12 protein-coding genes and 1 riboswitch are annotated in these 13,134 nt (G+C 49.7%); of the genes, 7 read left to right on the top strand and 5 right to left on the bottom strand.

The features are described from left to right. Positions 1 to 20 precede the first annotated feature (20 nt). On the bottom strand, positions 21 to 1,154 hold the full coding sequence (locus FA954_RS03775; protein ID WP_052186724.1) for an SH3 domain-containing protein: 1,134 nt from the start codon (positions 1,152 to 1,154) through the stop codon (positions 21 to 23). A 216-nt stretch (positions 1,155 to 1,370) separates the two neighbouring features. Then, complete coding sequence (locus FA954_RS03780) at positions 1,371 to 2,285, bottom strand: L,D-transpeptidase family protein (protein WP_052186723.1); 915 nt, start codon at positions 2,283 to 2,285, stop codon at positions 1,371 to 1,373. 223 nt (positions 2,286 to 2,508) lie between these two features. On the opposite strand from FA954_RS03780, the gene FA954_RS03785 reads away from it, so the two are divergent. The 6 genes from FA954_RS03785 (at position 2,509) to FA954_RS03810 (ending at position 9,378) form a co-directional block, all read left to right on the top strand. Then, on the top strand, positions 2,509 to 3,645 hold the full coding sequence (locus FA954_RS03785; RefSeq protein WP_037995920.1) for an HAD family hydrolase: 1,137 nt from the start codon (positions 2,509 to 2,511) through the stop codon (positions 3,643 to 3,645). Positions 3,646 to 3,744: 99 nt separating this feature from the next. Next, a complete protein-coding gene (locus FA954_RS03790; RefSeq protein WP_037995878.1) occupies positions 3,745 to 4,356 on the top strand; it encodes a superoxide dismutase in 612 nt (203 codons plus the stop codon). A gap of 142 nt (positions 4,357 to 4,498) precedes the next feature. Beyond that, positions 4,499 to 5,221 carry a cell wall hydrolase gene (locus FA954_RS03795; protein WP_052186718.1) on the top strand — a complete coding sequence of 241 codons (723 nt, stop codon included), beginning with the start codon at positions 4,499 to 4,501 and terminating at the stop codon, positions 5,219 to 5,221. Positions 5,222 to 5,438: 217 nt separating this feature from the next. Beyond that, entirely contained in the window at positions 5,439 to 6,752 is a 1,314-nt protein-coding gene (locus tag FA954_RS03800) for an MGDG synthase family glycosyltransferase (RefSeq protein WP_037995875.1), read from the top strand. Positions 6,753 to 6,806: 54 nt separating this feature from the next. Further along, positions 6,807 to 7,814 carry a fumarylacetoacetate hydrolase family protein gene (locus tag FA954_RS03805; RefSeq protein ID WP_425329138.1) on the top strand — a complete coding sequence of 336 codons (1,008 nt, stop codon included), beginning with the start codon at positions 6,807 to 6,809 and terminating at the stop codon, positions 7,812 to 7,814. Between the two features lie 80 nt (positions 7,815 to 7,894). Further along, a riboswitch (SAM riboswitch) is annotated at positions 7,895 to 8,009 on the top strand. 76 nt (positions 8,010 to 8,085) lie between these two features. After that, the gene (locus FA954_RS03810; protein WP_062843082.1) at positions 8,086 to 9,378 is read left to right on the top strand and encodes a homoserine dehydrogenase; all 1,293 of its coding nucleotides are present in this window, start codon (positions 8,086 to 8,088) and stop codon (positions 9,376 to 9,378) included. Positions 9,379 to 9,452: 74 nt separating this feature from the next. On the opposite strand, the gene FA954_RS03815 is transcribed toward FA954_RS03810, so the two are convergent. Then, entirely contained in the window at positions 9,453 to 10,043 is a 591-nt protein-coding gene (locus FA954_RS03815) for a helix-turn-helix domain-containing protein (RefSeq protein ID WP_037995870.1), read from the bottom strand. A gap of 567 nt (positions 10,044 to 10,610) precedes the next feature. Between FA954_RS03815 and FA954_RS03820 the strand changes: the two genes are divergently transcribed. Further along, positions 10,611 to 11,552, top strand: a complete 942-nt coding sequence (locus tag FA954_RS03820) for a nucleoside recognition domain-containing protein (protein ID WP_037995866.1) — start codon at positions 10,611 to 10,613, stop codon at positions 11,550 to 11,552. Here the strand turns inward: FA954_RS03820 and FA954_RS03825 are convergent. Together FA954_RS03825 and FA954_RS03830 are read right to left on the bottom strand one after the other, a co-directional pair. After that, complete coding sequence (locus FA954_RS03825) at positions 11,543 to 11,893, bottom strand: YolD-like family protein (RefSeq protein ID WP_037995863.1); 351 nt, start codon at positions 11,891 to 11,893, stop codon at positions 11,543 to 11,545. The two genes, FA954_RS03820 and FA954_RS03825, sit on opposite strands and share 10 nt — an antisense overlap. Continuing rightward, positions 11,890 to 13,119 carry a DNA polymerase IV gene (locus FA954_RS03830; protein ID WP_037995860.1) on the bottom strand — a complete coding sequence of 410 codons (1,230 nt, stop codon included), beginning with the start codon at positions 13,117 to 13,119 and terminating at the stop codon, positions 11,890 to 11,892. Before FA954_RS03830 ends, FA954_RS03825 begins: the two co-directional genes overlap by 4 nt. Between the last annotated feature and the right edge of the window lie 15 nt (positions 13,120 to 13,134).

Genomic DNA, 13,134 nt, shown 5'->3' on the forward strand with positions numbered 1-13,134 from the left:
CCAATGTTTCTCCTTCCTTTTTATTGGGCAACACTGTGATGTATAAATCCGGTGCGCCCGTCTTTTAATTGGATGATGTGCCAATCACCGTTGTTTCCGATTTTTTTCAGTTCCGTTCCTTGAGCCACTCGCATGATAATGGTTGCATTTTCTGAAGGGGAATTACGAATGTTGGCAAGAAAGACCGTTACTTTGATCGTTTGGGCATCGGGTGTTTTGGCTTCTGTTTTTTCGGCGACACTTTTATGGACGTATGCGGTGTAACCGCTGGATAACCGGACCCGGTACCATTCCGCATTTTCTCCGGTCAGCACAAGTTGGGTGCCTTTGTTTACTTTTTGCACAATCGGAGCGGACAAAGACGGATTGGACCGGATGTTGGTCACGGAACCGGTGACTTTGATGGAACCGGTGGCATCGGTAAAGTTATTCTGATTGGAAGAACCGGTGTTTTTCGTCACGGTAGATGAATGGATAAACCCGGTTTTGCCGCCCGGTGTTTTGATTTGATACCAATCCTTGACAAAGCCGGTCATTTCCAGAACCGTCCCTGTTTCAGCCTGTTCCGTGACAAAGGCTCCCAGTGAAGGGCCTGTCCGGATATTGGCCAGGTTGACCGTCACTTTCAATTGGCCGCTTGTCGGTTGAACGGCAAAGGAAGGATCTCCGGCCCATTTCCCCGTCGATTTTCCGCTGTGAATCCACACGGGGGTGCCTTCAGGGACGATTTTGTACAATTCATTCACATCTTCATTTTTCATCCGTACACATCCGCTCGAAGCGTGGCTTCCGATGCTTTCCGGTTGATTGGTCCCGTGAATGCCGTAAGTACGTCCATTGTCTTCATTGACACTGATTCCCATCCATTTATCTCCCAACGGGTTCTTCGGGTCTCCTCCCGGGATGTTTTTCCAGCCGGGTTTGTTGATCTTGACCACCATGGTGAATGTTCCTTCGGGAGTCAATTCTTTCGTGCGGCCGGTCGCCACCCGGTATGTTTTTTCCAAGGTACCGTCTTTATATAAATAGAGTGTGTTCGTGGATTTATTGACCTCGATTTGGTAATTGGCCGCAGCGCCTGCGGTTCCAAAGTAAAAACCGAAGACCAGAACGATGGCCAAAATGGATGAGAAAATCCATTTTATATGTTTCAACGCTTCTTTTCCCTCCTACATGTTATTGTGAAAGCAGCAGGAGTTTAACCGGAATGAAGCCCGATCGGATCATGCAATCGTTTCCCCCTCCTTGCTTGCGAATCATCAACTGAAATTAACTATACCGGAAAAATTGGGGGAGAGAGCAGGAGGAATTTTACCATTATTTGAATTTCGCGCAGAAAAAATGCCTCGTCAGAGGCATGACACATCCGTTTACCGGCGGATGCAAATTTCGTGAATGTATGCGATCGATCCATCTTTCAGGCGCAGTTTGTAAAAATGCCCTTCTTTCCCGATGGCGGTCAAGACCATTCCTTTGGGAACGCGTTGAAGAATGGTTGCCGACAAAGAAGGCTGAGACCGGATATTGGCCAAAAAGACACCGACACGGATTGAATGTTGATTTCCGCCAGTGTTCCCTTGCACCCGGATATAGTTTTGATGGACATAAGCAGTGCGTCCGTCCGCCAGTTTCACTTGCACCCAATCCTTCGTTTTTCCCGTGGCCGAAAGACGGGCGCCTTTGTTTAATTTTCCGATGATCGCGGCGCTGAGGGAAGGGGCGGTCCGGATATGAACGTGGTTGCCCGTAATGGTGGCGGTTTGTAAAACGGGTTGTCCGTTCTGTTTCCCTTGTGGTTTTTGATTGCTTTTGCCGCTGTGAATCCAAACCGGTGTACCTGTCGGAACCAGCTTCGATAATTCGATGACGTCCTGGTTCCGCATGCGGATGCAGCCGTTGGAAACATATTTCCCGATCGACCCGGGTTGATTGGTGCCGTGGATGCCGTAAGTTCTGCCCTGGTCCCCGTTCACGCGGAGACCCAGCCAGCGTTCGCCCAGCGGGTTTTTCGGATCTCCTCCCGGGATGCCTTTCCAGCCGGGTTTGTTGATTTTGATGACCACGGGAAACGTGCCTTCCGGGGTCAACCCCGGCTGACGCCCGGTAGCCACCGGATATACTTTTTTCAATTGATTGCCTTGATACAGATAGAGACGGTTGGTGGCTTTGTTGACTTCTATTTTGTAACCGAAGGAAGCTGCATCAGAAACCGTCGGCCAAAATGAAAAAATGAGTGTGAAGGCAATGGTCGTGATCAAAAGAGAGGACCATTTGAAAAAACGCAATCGGCATGCCTCCTCGCCAGTAAATTTGTTTTTTCTGTCTATTTAGATAATAATGGATGTTAAATGATTTGTGAAGAAGAGAGTCTCATTTCAGGATGTTGCGCAAGAGATTTCATTCAAAGTCGCAAAAAGAAGAAGATTCCTTTCTTGCGAGACAAGGAGTGCTTTATTACAATGAAGCGAAAGGCAGAATGTGATGTTTTTCTCAAAAGGGGTGTTCCGATTGTATAAAACGGTTTTATTTGATGTGGATGGTGTGTTTTTAAGTGAAGAAAGATGTTTTGACGCTTCGGCGCTGTCCGTGTGGGAATTGCTCCATTCGCCGCAATATCTGGGGCTGGATGACCAAAAACATGTGGTCCGGCCTTCCGAAGAGCAGATCCGCCGGATCCGGAAAGAGGTTTTTGTAAACGATCAAGTTTTGGACTGGATGAAACAAAAGGGGCTCAATTCCAACTGGGATATGGTTTACCTCGTCTTTTCGGGACAGCTGATGCTCTTTTTGAAGGCATTGTATGAAGAAAAACCGGAGAGGGTAAAACAATTATTGAGTGAACCGGTGACGGTGGAGGTGCTCCAAGCGATCCAAAACGAGGCAAACGGCTTTCAACTGCGGTTTTCCGGCTTTATCTCTCTGTTTGACGGGAAAGAAAACCTGGACAAACATCAATTGTTGATTTATTTCAATGAACTGGCTTATGAATGGTTTGGTTTCGCGGTGGATGCGTTTTCCCGGAATTCTTCCTTGTGGAAATTGGCTTACTCGGTTTATCAGGAATGGTATTTGGGTGATCAAAGATTTGAGGAAACAGAGGGCAAACCGGCGAGACAAAAAGGGAAAAAAGGATTTCTTGAAAATGAAATTCCCCTTGCCGAACCGGAAAAGGTCAGGCAATTGCTGACAACGTTAAAAGAAAAGGGAATCAAAGCCGGAATCGGAACCGGGCGCTCCTTTTTGGAAACGGAAGTCCCTTTCCGCTCGTTCGGCTGGTTCACCTTGCTGGATGAGAACCATATTGCCACGGCAAGTGATGTGATGGAAGCGGAAAAAGCATATCCCCATCGCGCCCCGCTCGGAAAGCCCGAGCCATTTACCTATGTCCGGGCTTACTTGGGGAGGGAGGCAGACATCAGCGATTGTCTGGACCATCCGTTGCCGTTTGAAAACGGAAAAGAGATTTTGATTGTGGGCGATTCGGTGGCCGATTTGCTTGCGGCCCGGAAAATGGGCTGTGATTTTGCCGCAACTTTGACCGGTCTCACCGGGAAAGCAGCCCGGGCGAAGTTTGAAGAGCTGGGGGCGGATTATGTTTTGGAGGACATTACGCATTTCATTCCTCTCCTTCAACGTATCGGTTGACTAAATACTTAAATTTCAAGCATAATAAATATAGATGTTGGTTTTGTTTCCAATGTCCCAAAAAGCCATTCATTTTCATTACATAGGAGGTTAAAAACCATGGCCAAATACGAATTGCCGCCACTGCCATATGCAAAAGACGCTTTGGAACCGCATATTGATGCAACCACCATGGAAATTCACCATGACCGCCATCATGCGACCTATGTCAACAATTTGAACGCTGCGCTGGAAGGGCACGATGTTGGTGCCAAAAGCGTGGAAGAATTGATTTCGGACTTGAATGCTTTGCCGGAAAGCATCCGCACCGCTGTCCGCAACAACGGAGGCGGACATGCAAACCACAGCTTGTTCTGGCAAATTTTGAGCCCGAACGGAGGAGGCGCCCCGACGGGTGAAGTGGCAGAAGCCATTAATGCCGAATTTGGAAGCTTCGATGCCTTTAAAGAAGAATTCTCCAATGCAGCCAAAGGTCGTTTTGGAAGCGGCTGGGCATGGCTGGTTGTGAAAGACGGCAAGTTGGCCGTCACCAGCACGCCGAACCAAGACAGCCCGTTGATGGAAGGGGCGACCCCGATCCTGGGCTTGGATGTTTGGGAGCACGCTTACTATCTCAAATACCAAAACAAACGTCCGGAATACATTGAAGCGTTCTGGAACGTTGTTAATTGGGAAGAAGTAAACAAACGTTACCTCGCCGCTCGCGGTTAATCCCGGTAAAAAGACACAGCAAAAACGCTGTGTCTTTTTTTGTGTCTTTTGATTCCCAATAAATCACTATTGAGTCGTAAAATCCCTTCTCCTACAATAGCGATTGTGTAGCTCTGCCCGGTCAAAAAGGGGAGGGGATTGAATGAAGACAGCGAAAAATCTGGCGGCGGCCATTGCAATTCTTGCCATGGCTGTGATTGTTTTGTATAAAACCGCCCATCAAGGACATGCAAAAATGGCAGACCGGAAAATATTGAAGAAAACATCCGCAGCAGTGGATGACAGAGAATATATCCGCTTATGGAAAGAGAGGAATCAAGAAGCGTTGAGCGAGGGGATCGCTGTTTCCCATGTGAAACAAGATGCCCGGAAAACCAAGCCGGTTCGCTTGGCCGGGAAATCCATGCAAAAGAAAGAAACGGGCAACACCGCGCAACCCGGTAAAAATGAAATAAAAGGAAAAATGGCCGGCGATGGGCCGGGGAAAAAAAGATTTGATGTCACGCCTTCGGAAAAAAGGCTGTTGGCCAAAGCGGTTTACGGAGAAGCCCGCGGAGAATCGTTCAAGGGGCAGGTGGCCGTGGCCGCGGTGATTTTAAACCGGACGGAACATGCGGCTTTCCCGGACAGCATCCGTGGAGTGATTTATCAGAAAAATGCTTTTACGGCGGTCAGTGACGGACAAATTCAACTGGAGCCGGACGCCAAGGCGGTAAGAGCGGTGGAAATGGCGATCCAAGGGGAGGATCCGACACAAGGAGCCGTTTATTATTACAATCCGGAAATCGCCACCTCCGAATGGATGGAGAAAAAAGCGTCGAACAGCAAGAAAATGCGCATTGGTGAACACGTCTTTTTTAAATAGCATCCGTGTTTTTGCTCCCTGTTTCAAAAAAGTGTAGAATATAGAGATACAGCGGCCCTGTGTCATTTTTTCCGCTTCCCTGAAGTGAGGGAGAAGCGGGAGGATGAAGACTGGTTCAACGGGACATCCTTCATCGGGCGGGAAAGCATATTCGCCATCCGGATGACGTAAAGATGGAAGTAGCCAAGCCGTTTTTGTTCAATGGGAAGAGCCGGAGGTGTCGGACGGATCGTGCCGAAGGCGAAAGGAAACGGGGGAAACGGCCCGCAGCACGGCATCCAAAGAGTTGTCCGAGTGGTTGCTGCACTTTGCGTGTTTGGTTTCATTGCGAGATTACGGATTTAAATCCGGGCAGTTTTGGGAACAGTATATAGGGGTTAACGGGTTTGCAAAGGAGGGAAGCGCCATCGAACGCATATTACTGCTGACCATGGGCTTCGGTACCGGACATAATGCTGCCGCCAAGGCACTGAAGTGTCAATTTGAAAAAATGCCTGCAGTAACAGCGGAGGTGGTTGATTTACTGGATTTGATCCCTGGCACCTTCCATCCCCTGTTGCAATCTGGATATCACGGAATGTTGAACAAGTTTCCAACCCTTTATCATTATTTATATGACTGGACTCATCACAATAAAATGTTTCGTTATGTCTCAAGCGAACTCATTGAAAAGATGGGATGGTCCATTCGGAAGAAAATGGCGCAACTCTTTGAACAAGTGCAACCGACACGAATAGTTTCCACCCATCCTTTTGCGTTGCTTTTGTGTCCGACCCAATGGGAGGAAGTTCCGGCCGTCGGAGTGATTACCGATTATGAATTGCATCCCATCTGGCTGATGCGGTTGCCGCATGCGCTTTTTGTGCCCAAGCGTTTGCTGAATCAATGCCAGTTGGAACAAATTCAGTGGACAACAGGGCTTCAAATCCATGAAACAGGCATACCGGTCAATGAAGCTTTTTATGAAGAAATACCGAAGGAAGAAGCGCGCCGACAATTGAATTTAAAAAGCGACGAACCGGTGGTGTTGATCATGGGCGGAGGCACCGGTCTCGGACCGCTGGAGCAGTTGGTGGATGAAATCCGGCTTCTCCGTTCCATGCAATTTGTTGTGTTGACCGGGAAAAACAACCAGTTGTATCACCGGCTTCAAAAGAAAGTGAATCAACCACACATCCGGATTGAACCCTTTCGTTGCGACATCCCGCTGAGGATGGCGGCTGCCGACTTGTTGGTCACCAAACCCGGCGGATTGACCATCAGCGAGGCCATTGCCAAAAAATTGCCGATGTTTTTGTTTGAAGCTTTACCGGGACAGGAAAAAGCCAATCAACAATATTTGTTGCACCATCGTGTGGCCATGATCACCAGACCGCAGACGATCCGGTTGCAATTGGAAAAGTTTTTTTCGCCGGATTATAAAAGAGATCGCATGGTCGAACGGTTTACCGGGCTGATGTCGCCGAATGCGGGAGAGCGGATTGTTCACGAGACGCTTCGAATCCAGGCAAAGATGATGCAGACTTTATAGCTAACATGGAGCAGCTACAAAGTCTGTTTCTTTTATATAAAGGGGGATCTGCTTTTGAAACTGGTCACGTATTGCGTCAAAGCCGATGAATTGAACATCCAGACGGAAGAGATTGCCGGTGCCCGCCTGGGACTGGTGTCAGGGGCATGGATCATCGATGTGGGACTTGCCCAAAGATGGCTGGAAATTGAAAAACGTTTGGTTTTTTCTCATGAAATCGCAACGGAGATGGGGCAATGTCTGGCCAGAGGGGATGCGGAATTCAACGCCCTCAGAGAGATGGAAAGGCAGCTTGCGCAGGAGGACATCGGGACTTTGCAGATCGAAGGGGAGCCCGTTGCGATCCGCCAGAAGGAAGCCAGGCTGTTTGCGCCGGTTCCTGTGCCGAACAGTTTTCGCGATTTTTATGCGTTTGAGCAGCATGTCAAGACCTGCCGCCATAAGCGGGGACTTCCCATGGTGCCGGAGTGGTATGAAATTCCTGTTTTTTATTTTTCGAATCATCGGTCAATTATCGGGCACGAGTCACGGGTCAAGAAGCCGGAATACACCAACGAGCTTGACTTTGAACTGGAAGTGGCCTGTGTCATCAAAAAGAAAGGAAAAAACATTCCGCACGAACGGGCGTTGGAATATATTGCCGGCTTTACGATTTTAAATGACTGGAGTGCAAGGGATGAGCAACGAAAAGAAATGGCGGTCGGGTTGGGGCCGGCCAAAGGGAAAGATTTCGCCACCTCGATGGGTCCTTATCTGGTGACGCCGGATGAATTGGAAGACCGCCGGTCCGGTGAGCACTGGGATTTAAAGATGCGGGCCAGAATCAACGGCAAAGAGGTTTCATCGGGAAATGTAAAATCGCTTTACTGGAGTTTTGCCCGGATGATCGAGCGGGCTTCGCGGGATTGTGAGCTTTTCCCGGGCGACTTGATCGGCTCCGGGACGGTCGGAACCGGCTGCATCCTGGAATTGGGCACTGATGTGCACCGCTATTTGGAACCGGGGGACGTGGTGGAACTGGAAGTCGAGCGGCTCGGCATCTTGAAAAACCTTATTATTTAAAAGAGCGGCCCTTGACAAAGAAGGAGTTGAACTTCATAATATACAGAAATATTTTTTGAATTGAATACAAAGCAGATTCATTCTTATCCAGAGTGGCGGAGGGACTGGCCCGATGAAGCCCGGCAACCTCGGTGATCAGCCAATCACCGGATGGTGCCAATTCCTGCAGCGGTTGAAACCGCTGAAAGATAAGAAGAACGTTCTTCGGATCTCAACCCTCTTCTTATCTTTATGGAAGGGGGTTTTTATTTTGGGAGGCAGAGGTGGAACAATGGAAAAAGTGAATGTTGCGTTGCTCGGTTTGGGAACCGTGGGAAGCGGAGTATGGAAAATGCTCAAGGAAAACCAGGATGTGATTGCCCGCAAAACCGGGAAGTGGTATCAAGTCCATGCCATTTTAGTGAAAGATCCCGGGAAAAAGCGGGATCTGGAAATCACGGATGCACGGATCACCACGGATTTTTCCCAGGTTCTGACCGAAGAGACGGATGTGTTGGTGGAAGTGATGGGGGGAGTGGAACCGGCTTATTCGTATATCAAACAGGCGATAAAAAAAGGATGCCATGTGGTGACCGCCAACAAAGAGCTGATCGCCAAACACGGCATGGAATTGGAACAGCTGGCCAAACAATGCAAAGTCCAATTGCGGTATGAAGCCAGTGTCGGGGGAGGCATTCCGGTCATCAGCACCCTCCGCCATTTTCTGAAGGCCAACCGCATCGACCGGATCCAAGGCATTTTAAACGGAACGACCAATTATATTCTGACCCAAATGCAAGAAAAAGGTTGTTCGTTTGCGGAGGTTTTAAAAAAAGCCCAGGAAAAAGGGTATGCGGAAAGCGATCCTTCCTCCGATGTGGAAGGATTGGATGCGGTCTATAAATTGACGATTTTGATGCGGCTTGCTTTTCAGGCGCAGGTATCCGTTTCGGACATTTTTTATCAAGGAATTACCGATATGCTTCCGGGAGAGCTTCAATTGGCAGAGAGATTGGGGTATTCGGTCAAATTGTTGGCACAGGCCGAAAAATTTGGCGAGAACGGCCCGGTTTCCGGTTTGGTTTTTCCGACGCTGGTGCCCAAGGAACATCCGTTGGCCTCGGTCCGGGATGTTTATAATGCCGTGACGGTCGAAGGCGATTATGTTCAGGATTTGACATTGGTCGGACAAGGTGCGGGACAGAAACCGACAGCCAGCGCAGTGGTGGAAGACTTGCTGAACACAAACGGCTTTGCGGAACAAAACCCCCTTCCGGCAAACGAGCCATGGATGCTCTCCGGGGATGATTTGTTTCCCACCCGGTTTTTGTTGCTCAAAGTATGCGGACAGATTTCCGAATCCATGCTTCCGCCGTCTTTCCCTGAAGAAGCTTCGTCCCTGGCTTTGCTTCCGGCGGAAGAACACACGTTTATCGGGTTGATTCTCCGGGGATGGACACAAGAGAAAACAGATACCCTGGTTTCCACATGGGATGGAAAAGTGGATGGCATTCGGATCCGTCCGGTGTTAAGCGGCGAAGCAACGGGCAGCAAACGTTCCCTTCCGCTTGCCCGGACGATGTGAAAGAAAGGCCGCCGGGCAAGGAGCAGGACTCCTTGTGCGGCGGCCGCTTGATTGCCGAAGGATTCAGGGCGGGATTAATATTTGCCGGAATACATCATCAAACCATGCTTGACACAATGGACATACAATTTCGCGCCTTTGACGGCCGGGAACCGGAAAGAAGGGTCTTGCTCGGGGTATAACCGGTTCAGGTAAACTTTGTCGCTTTTGACCAAGGCGGCAAAAGAAAGATAGTGTTCTTTGGTCATCGGGTGGTCCAACGTAAAGAAGTAATCCGTGTCCGTTTCTTCTGCCTTGATTTCTGTTTCGTGAAGGGCTTTCGCAGGCCGGAGCCGTTCCAGCTTTCTGCCGCAGCAGAAGACAGAGGCATTTCCGGTGCTGACCAACATATTTCCGCAGCTTGGACAAACATAAAAGCGTACTTTGTCCATATTCCCGGCGTCCGGTCGGTTGGGAATGATTTCCCCTTCCATCATTTGTGCGATATCCGCACCCAAAACGGCGGACAATTTCGGCCACAGGGACAAATCCGGACATCCGGCTCCGCATTCCCATTTTGAAACGGTTTTGCTTTGCACCCCCAACGCATCGGCAATATTTTTTTGGGTCAGGTTTTTTTCTTTGCGCAGTCTGGCAATCAACTTGCCGATTTTATCAGCATCCATATTCTTGCCTCCATCTTTTTATATTTATCTTATATTCATCGCCCGATTTTGGGTTGGTTGCAAAATTCCTGCAGTCGGCGTCCGGGATGCAGGTTGGTTGCCAATCAAAAATGGGCGCCTGTTTTGGAAAAATTGCCGGAGTGTTTTTTCTTGCTTGATCCATTGCCTCACCCCGGGTTTTATTATATCTCCCGGGGCTTCTGAAACGTCATCCACGCTCCGTGGAGTTTCGGACTCAGTCATTTTGTTTCGATCCTCCGGTTGTCTTTATTGAAGGTTTTGGGAGAATTATTTTATGATGTGGTAGAAAAGCAGATTATCAGAGCGTGTTTTTATTATGGGGTTGATCGGTTGGATTCCCGGACAGCGGAAAGCTTGGGGACGGATCCGGTTGTTTCACCGGCACCAGACGGAATGAAAAGAAGCGGGCCGGGAGAAAAAATGGCAACGGCGGCAGAAGGGACAGCCGTGAAATCCGGGGGATTTTTTAAATGGCGGAGATCCTCCGTTTACACAGGAGACAGATTTGTATAGCGGAAGAGCAAAAAGAGAAAGAAGGGGACGTTTGTGCAGAAGATTTATTGGAAACAGGGACTTCAGTCCGGTTGGAAAACTTCTTTGGAGCTGGCGAAAGTGGTTTTTCCGATTGCTTTTTTTGTGCATATCGCCAAACATACTTCACTTTTGGCGTGGTTTGCCAACCTCCTTGCTCCGTTTATGTCCTTGTTCGGATTGAACGGGGAAGCGGCCATTCCGTTGGTGCTTGGAAATGTGCTGAATCTGTATGCCGCTCTGGGAGCGATCGGAGCGTTGGATCTGACGGTGAAACAAGTGTTTATATTGGCGGTGATGTTGAGTTTTTCCCACAATATGTTCATTGAATCGGCCCTGTGCCGGAAAGTGGGGGTGGCGGTTTGGGTGCCTCTGGCGGTGCGCGGGGGGCTTGCCGCTTTATCGGGGATTTTGATCCATCTGTTCTGGCCGGGCGGAAACAGCAAAGCCTCTGTGAATTTGGCTTCTGGCGGGGAAACGGTTTATTCCGGATGGGATGAAATCATCGGATCGGCGTTTTGGACCGCCGCGACGGGGGTTCTTCAATTTGCCGCCATTTTGATTCCGTTGACGTTGTTTTTGCAGGCGCTGAAAGATTTAAAAGTGTTGGACAAGATTGCGGTTTGGATTTCTCCCTTCTTAAAGCCGTTCGGCATTGCCAAAGAAGGTTCCATCACCATGGCAAGCGGTTTGCTGGCTGGTTTGTTTCTCGGGGCCGGATTGATTATCCAGCAAGCACAGGAACACAATTTGTCAAAACGGGACATTACGCTCATCATCATTTTCCTGGCCGCTTGTCATGCCGTGATTGAAGATACCGTCATTTTTATTCCTTTGGGAATCCCGGTCCAATATTTGCTGTTGATCCGCTTTGGCGCCGCGGTCCTGTTGACTTTGGCGGTGGCCAGATTTTGGCGGCGGCCCGCTGCCCGTTATGCAACGAGCCATCACGGGTGACCGGATACTTTTTGGACGCTGTAAATGGCGGAAAAAGGGATGATCTCCTCATAGCGGCCATTGGCTATTTTCATCCGGCGCTCCTGCGGATTCAGTTTTTCGACAAATCCGCACAGTTGACAGGGGCGCCGGTTTTTCACATAGCGGACCAGGACAGGGAAATCGCCGTGCAATGCCTCCAGAAGAATTTGGTTGATTTCTTCGAGCGCGTCTTCCGCCAGTTCAGGCGGGCTCCATTCTTCTTGCTTTTTTCGCCGGGCCAACAAGGCTTCGCGATGCTCAGGCAGAAACATGCGGCTTCCTTCCCAAAGGAGATTTTTGCGGTTTAATACAGAGCTCATCGATCATGACCTCCAATCTTTTGTGCCCGGCTGAGCGCTTGCCCGGCATGCGTCAGGGAGACGGCGCGCAAGATGGCTGTCGGGCCGAAGCGTTCCTTGATTTCGTCCATCACATAGCCGAGCTCCGTTTTTTTGTTCCGGTCTTCGAAAAGGCTGAGTTGCAGGGCTTGATCGGTTTGGAACCGGCTTAAGCTGACCCCCAGCGAACGGATCGGCTGTCCTTCCCAAAAACGCAAAAACAGTTGCCAGGCCGATTGAAAAACTTCCATGGTCTGATTGGTTGCTTCCGGGAGTTTGCATTGGCGGTGAAATCCCGACGGATTTTGAAAATCTCCCCCCCGGCATCCGACGCTGACCGTTTGGCCGAGAAGATGGTGACACCGGGTCCGGCGGCAGACCTCTTCACACAGTTCCAACAGGACGACCCGGATTTCTTCGGCGGTCCGGTAATCGCGGGGCAAGGTCATCTGATGGCCGATCGCTTTTTGGTGTTCGAAGGTGTCGGGAGAAACCGGGGACAAATCATGTCCGTTGGCGGTCATCCACAATACTTGCCCGGGGATCCCCCACCGTTTTTGCAGGCGTTTCAGCGGAAAGCGGGCGAGATCCCCGATGGTGCGAATCCCCATCTTGTTCAGGTGATGCCCCATCCGTTTGCCCACCCCGAACATGTTTTGCACCGGCAGGGGCCATAAATCGGTTTTCAATTTTTTTCGATCCAGCCAATAAATGCCTTCCTTGTTTTTCTTGGCAAAATTGTCGCAGGCCATTTTGCTGAGCACCTTGTTCGGCCCGATCCCGATCCGGGCATACAGGTGAAGTTCATCCTGGATGGTCTTTTGGATCTTGCGGGCAATGGTTTCGGGAGGGCCGAACAGCTTTTCACTTCCGTGGATTGAGATAAACTGTTCATCCACGGAGTAAGGTTCGACCAAATCGCTGAAACGCTCCAGAATTTCTGTGATGCGCAGGGAAAATTCCAGATACAAACCCATGCGGGGACGGGCGACAACCAGATCCGGGCAACGTTTTTGCGCTTCTTGCAACGTGTCGGCATTTTGAATGCCATATTTTTTGGCAAGGGGACAAGCGGCCAAGATCACGCCGTGGCGCCGTTTGGGATCGCCGGAGACAACCACCGGGCGGTTGCGCCATTCGGGATGAAGTGATTTTTCGATATTTGCATAAAAGGATTGCATGTCAACGAGAAAGATCACTTTTTCCATGCTTTTACCTCCCCT

The organism is Thermoactinomyces vulgaris, assembly GCF_005886755.1.
GTDB lineage: Bacteria > Bacillota > Bacilli > Thermoactinomycetales > Thermoactinomycetaceae > Thermoactinomyces > Thermoactinomyces vulgaris.